We start from the raw sequence: 3693 nt of genomic DNA, 5'->3' as shown, positions 1-3693 counted from the left end.
CTCGATGACGTCTGGGGCGCCGACAGACCGGTAGACAACTGCTCGCATGATCGTCACTCTTCCGTTGGCGAATTCGAACACCACGAACGCTAGGTGGGTTACGATCGATTCGGAAGTAGGTACTTTTTAGTGCGTTGCAGTCCTGACAGGAGTGACGGATGCCCACCACCACGAACCCGGAACGCCAGCTCGAGCCCGGCACCTACGCGGCGTATATGCACGACTGCCCCGCGGTGGCGTTGCTCTCGACGATCAGCAACCGGTGGGTCAGCCTGACCATGTGCACCCTCGGGTCGTTCGGCGAGGCGATGCGCTACAGCCACATCAACCGGGAGATCCCCGGCGTCAGCCAGAAGATGCTCACCCAGACCCTGCGCATGCTCGAACGCGACGGAATGGTGAAACGGACCGCCACCCCAACCGTGCCCGTCCGCGTCGACTACGAGTTGACGCCGCTCGGACAAGGCCTATACGGCGTGATTTCCCAAATACGCGACTGGGCCGTCGACAAGACCGATGAGGTGGACGAAGCGCGAGAACAGTACGACGCCGAGAAAACCACCCCGTGAAATCCCCGGGCTCACTCGTCCTGGGTGCCACTGCGGTCCGGCAACCCCAGAAACGAGTCGCTCCGGACGCGCGTGTGATCCACGCCGAACCCGTCGAGTGCGCGAGTCGTCGAGGTGACGAAAGCGGGGCTGCCTGAGACCAGATAGTGGGCGTCCCGCTCCGCGTCGACCGTCTTCTCCAGTGTGGCAACGAAATGCGCGCGATCGACCGGGTAGATCGCCTGGTCTGCCCAGTGGTGGAGTTCGTCCTGGAAATACGGCTGACCGACGTGGATCAGCAGCCGTCGTCGCGCCGACGGCCGCCGGAGCAACGAGCGAGCGGGGGTGATGCCGATTCCCTGGGCGAGGAACACGATCGGCCGTCCATCCTCCGGCGGTGCGAGCTTCCCGATCGGGCCGAGGAACCGGATCCTGTCACCGGCGGTGAGCGCGGCCAGCATGCGCTTGACACGGCTCTCGCTGTCGAGCCGCGTCGCCAACTGGACGAACTCGTCCTCGGGCGCCGACGCGATCGTGAACGGCCGGGCGGTGGTACCCCTTAGCCACAGGCCGTACTGTCCGGCCGTGTAGCGCAAGGGCTTGCCGGGCCGGAACGACAGGACGGAAACTCCTGACTCGCCGGTCGTTGTCCCGACATGGATGAGTGTGGTGAGTGTGGGCATCGGGTTCCCTCGGGTTCAGCGGGTGCGCTGGGGGCGCAGCAGGCGTTCGTTGAGCTGTTTCCGCGCGTCTTCCACGTTGACGACGGTGTCCGAGGCGAGGGCCTTGGCCAGTTCGGCGCAGGCTTGGGCGGCCGCTTCGCCGCGGGCCAGCATGAGCTTTTCGTAGGCGCGGACGGCGTGGTCGAGGTCGGTGTGGGTGGCGACGGCGGTGGCGAGATCGGCACCATCGAGCATCGCCAGGTTGGCGCCGATGCCGTACGGGGGCATGAGGTGGGCCGCATCGCCGAGCAGGGTGATGCCGGGGACGTGGTCCCAGGTGTGTCCGATCGGCAGGACGTGCAGGGGCCGGTTGATGAAGCCGCCGTCGGACTCGCGGATGAGATCGCGCAGGCCGTCGTGCCAGCCCTCGAGCACCGTGAGGAGGTGTTCGCGCACGGCCGTGGTGTCGGCGAGGTCCAAGCCGGCGGCGACATGCCAGTCGAGTGGGACGTGAAGTGAGGCGTACACGCGGATGTGGCCACCGCTGTTGCGTTGCCCGAAAAGCGTGGCGCGGTCGGATGTCGCCGCCAGGGTGCCTTTGCCGACCAGCTGCGCCAGTGCGGGATGGCGGTTGTCTACGTCGTCGAGGAAGGTCTCGACGAAGGTGTCGCCCGTGTAGGCCGGGGTCGCGTCGGAGAGCGCGGGGCGGGTCCGTGACCAGGCACCGTCGGCACCGACGACGAGATCGAAGTCCTCGGTCGTACGGTCGCCGAAGTGCAGGCGGGCGGTGCCGTCGCCGAGCGGGGTGACCCCGGCAACCGACTGTCCCCAGTGGACGGTGTCGGGGGCGAGCGAGTCCAGGAACAGCTCACGTAGCTGGCCACGGTCGATCTCGGGTGCGTTGCCCACACCCTCGGCCGGTTGCTCGTGGTGCACCAGCGCGCCGGTGAAGGGATCCAGTCCGCGTACTTCCTCGCCTTCCGCGCGGGCAAGCGCGCGAAACTTCTCGAACAGGCCGGCGGCACGCAGTGCGGCCTGGCCGGTGTCGACGTGCAGGTCCAGCGTGCCGCCCTGCCCGCGGGCACCAGCCGAGGTCTCACGCTCGACCACGGTGACGCGGTGGCCGTGCCGTTGAAGGGTTCGTGCGCAGGCGAGACCGCCGATGCCGGCGCCGACGACCGCGATGCGGGGACTGCGAGTGGAGTTCATGACAGCCAGAAAACCACAACCATGCAAAACATGCAACGTTCAAGTTTTTGACTGTTACAGTTTTAGCGGATACAGTGCCTGGATGATCGAGCAGACTGGCCGGCGCGAGCGCAAGAAAGCCCAGACCCGTAAGGCACTGGCCGACGCCGCGCTCGAACTGTTCCTCGACCGCGGCTACGACCAGGTGGGGGTCAGAGAGGTGGCCGACGCGGCCGACGTGTCGGTGACGACGCTGTTCAAGTACTTCCCGAGCAAGGAATCGCTGGTCTTCGACATCGACGAGGACGTCGAGGCGGCGCTCGTCGCCGCGGTGCGCGACCGTGCCCCCGGGCGGCCTGTCCTGCAGGCACTGCACGAGCACGCCCTGCATCGGGCGACCGAGGCCGTCGCGTATCCGCACATCTCGGCTTTCACCCGCATGGTCGAGGACAACCCGGCACTGCGCGACTACTCCCGCCGCATGTGGCTACGCCACGAAGCCGCCCTGGCGCGAGCCATCACCGACGAGGTCGGCGTCCCCGCGGACGATATCGGCTGCGCCGCGCTGGCCCGGTTCGCCCTCGAGGCCATCGCCCTGGCACACCAGCATCCCGACCCGCCCCAGGCGATCGACACGATCTTCACCCTGATCGAACACGGGTGGACAGCCACCCACCCCGACACCCGAACCTGATCACATCCGAACTCCGTGTCCGCCGTCTGCGCACGCGTGTCCACCCGTGGCGTACGCGTGGTGCCCCGGCACAGGTCGAGCACATCGAATCGGAATTGTGGAAGTCCGAGGTTCATCGGCGAACGCAAACGCTCGAGCCGTCGAAAACCGAAGACCTTCAGCCGAGCTGTTCGGCCAGTCCGGCCTGCCCTGGGGTTCCTGGACAGTCGTCCCGGCTAAGGTCGGATAACTGGATCGGAGACCTGGAACACTCGGCAGGTGGGTAACCCTCTACCGAGAGGAACACGCGGGTGAGGAACCACCACTATCGATCAGCGAACGCACCCAACTCCGTGAGTTGAAAAAAGAAGTCGCGGAACTTCGGATGCGGACCGAGTTTCTGGGAAAAGCTGCGACCTTCGTCGCTCAGGAATATCGATAATCTCCAAGTTTGAGTCCATCGATGACGAGAAGGCGAACTACCCCATCATACGCATGTGTGCGCGGATTGGTGTTTCCAAGTCCGGCTACTACCACTGGAGGAACAGGCCAGACTCGGCCACCGAAGAACGTCGCATGGCACTGAAGGAACGCATCACGGCCACCTTCACTGCGTCGCGGG

Annotated in this window: 4 protein-coding genes; 2 read left to right on the top strand and 2 right to left on the bottom strand. The window is 65.9% G+C overall.

The window, feature by feature from the left end:
• Positions 1–158 precede the first annotated feature (158 nt).
• On the top strand, positions 159–569 hold the full coding sequence (locus tag JWQ81_RS34760; RefSeq protein ID WP_297548221.1) for a helix-turn-helix domain-containing protein: 411 nt from the start codon (positions 159–161) through the stop codon (positions 567–569).
• Positions 570–580: 11 nt separating this feature from the next.
• Here JWQ81_RS34760 and JWQ81_RS34755 read toward each other — a convergent pair whose 3' ends face one another.
• Both JWQ81_RS34755 and JWQ81_RS34750 read right to left on the bottom strand, forming a co-directional pair.
• Complete coding sequence (locus JWQ81_RS34755; protein ID WP_297548219.1) at positions 581–1231, bottom strand: FAD-dependent oxidoreductase; 651 nt, start codon at positions 1229–1231, stop codon at positions 581–583.
• A gap of 15 nt (positions 1232–1246) precedes the next feature.
• The gene (locus JWQ81_RS34750) at positions 1247–2419 is read right to left on the bottom strand and encodes an NAD(P)/FAD-dependent oxidoreductase (RefSeq protein ID WP_297548217.1); all 1173 of its coding nucleotides are present in this window, start codon (positions 2417–2419) and stop codon (positions 1247–1249) included.
• An 82-nt stretch (positions 2420–2501) separates the two neighbouring features.
• Between JWQ81_RS34750 and JWQ81_RS34745 the strand changes: the two genes are divergently transcribed.
• Positions 2502–3092, top strand: coding sequence for a TetR/AcrR family transcriptional regulator (locus JWQ81_RS34745; protein WP_297548215.1), 591 nt, complete (start codon positions 2502–2504; stop codon positions 3090–3092).
• Positions 3093–3693 lie beyond the last annotated feature (601 nt).

The sequence above is a fragment of the Amycolatopsis sp. genome (assembly GCF_025464955.1).
Lineage (GTDB): Bacteria > Actinomycetota > Actinomycetes > Mycobacteriales > Pseudonocardiaceae > Amycolatopsis.
Note: the sequence above shows the minus strand (reverse complement) of the source record. Positions and strands in the feature narration are given on the sequence as shown.

Coding starts and splice junctions, on each gene's coding strand:
- JWQ81_RS34745 (WP_297548215.1), top strand. CDS start 2,502: ATGATCGAGCAGACTGGCCGGCGCGAGCGCAAGAAAGCCCAGACCCGT.
- JWQ81_RS34755 (WP_297548219.1), bottom strand. CDS start 1,231: ATGCCCACACTCACCACACTCATCCATGTCGGGACAACGACCGGCGAG.
- JWQ81_RS34760 (WP_297548221.1), top strand. CDS start 159: ATGCCCACCACCACGAACCCGGAACGCCAGCTCGAGCCCGGCACCTAC.
- JWQ81_RS34750 (WP_297548217.1), bottom strand. CDS start 2,419: ATGAACTCCACTCGCAGTCCCCGCATCGCGGTCGTCGGCGCCGGCATC.